Source organism: Massilia pseudoviolaceinigra, from assembly GCF_030846505.1.
Taxonomy (GTDB): Bacteria; Pseudomonadota; Gammaproteobacteria; order Burkholderiales; family Burkholderiaceae_D; genus Telluria_A; species Telluria_A violaceinigra.
The window spans coordinates 1-1,191 of the sequence record NZ_JAVCWL010000103.1; the positions used below are offsets into that span (position 1 = coordinate 1).

At 56.5% G+C, this 1,191-nt stretch carries 1 protein-coding gene; it reads right to left on the reverse strand.

What is annotated here, in order from left to right:
- Positions 1 to 1,139, reverse strand: a 1,139-nt coding sequence (locus tag RBA40_RS33245; protein ID WP_306653172.1) for a hypothetical protein, incomplete at its 3' end; no start/stop codon positions are given.
- Positions 1,140 to 1,191 lie beyond the last annotated feature (52 nt).

The window sequence follows — 1,191 nt, forward strand, 5'->3', positions numbered from 1 at the left end:
GCCAGTCGTGGATCAGCAGCGAGCATGGGAGGATCCAGGTCATTGAGCGGCTCGCCAATCTTGGCGGCATTCTTAGCGAACTCGATCGCTTTATTTTTTTCTCCGGATTGGGCGGCGACCTCAGCACTCAGCGCATCTTGGGCCACCTGAACAATGGCACGCACCATGCGATCGGGGAAGTTTTCGGATGCGTGAGATGTCAAGGCATCAATTACTTGTGGTCGCATCTCCGCCAATGCAGCCGTCGCTCCTGCCAAGTCGTGCGTTTTCGCCAGAGCTACCCCACGGGAATACAGGTAGAGAATGGATGCGACGCCACGTTGGCCAGCGGGGCGGGTTTCACGCAGCAAGTCCTTGTAACGCTCCAGACGCAGCAGAACCAACAAAGGTTGGGACCGGCTAAATTCACCCATGCTCGATTGCGCGCCTTCGGCCCGCCGGGAGATGGTCCGGGCTATATCTAAGGCAATATCACCGCGCCCAGCCATTAATGCAGAGATCATGAGGAATTGGCTATTGTGTGGCCGCCAGTTCTTGACCGGTTCGAAGCCTTGATGCCGAAGTTGGACATCCAATTTGTCCTCCGCAGCAAGCGCCGCCACATTGGCCTGAATGGCATCGGAGTACCGTCCGACGCGCATAAAGATGTGGGTACTCATATGCTGCAAATGTGGTGAGGCCGGTGCCAAGCTTGCTAAACGCTCGGCTGCGGGCACTGCCCGTTGCGCGACGGCGTTGACGTCCACGACATGTGTCATATAGTGATTCAAGCCAATGTGCGATGGGTGCGCGGCAAGCATGGCTTCCAGGCGGTCAGCAATTTCGCCAGCGCGTCCGATGGGCTTGTCAGTCTGAGCAATCCAAAAGTGTCCTGGAATTGTCAACAATTCAGATTCCGCATACAGGGTCAGAACATCTGGATTGGTAGGGTTTTTCTGAGCCACTTGCCGCATCTTAGCTGCATAGGCGAGATCGCGCGGGTCGATCTTGTCGCTGGTCGGTACGCTGCTGCAGATCGCGCCGAATTCCATCGTAAGTTCAGCAGCCTGTTTGCCTTCGGCATAGCGCACCGCCAATGCTTCAATTAGTTCGCGCTCCAGCGGCGTCACCGTTTTCAGGTTTTGCTTTGCAACCGCCATGTATTGGCTTACCTCTTGAGCCTGAGCTCGTCCGGGCCTGACCATGGTCGGT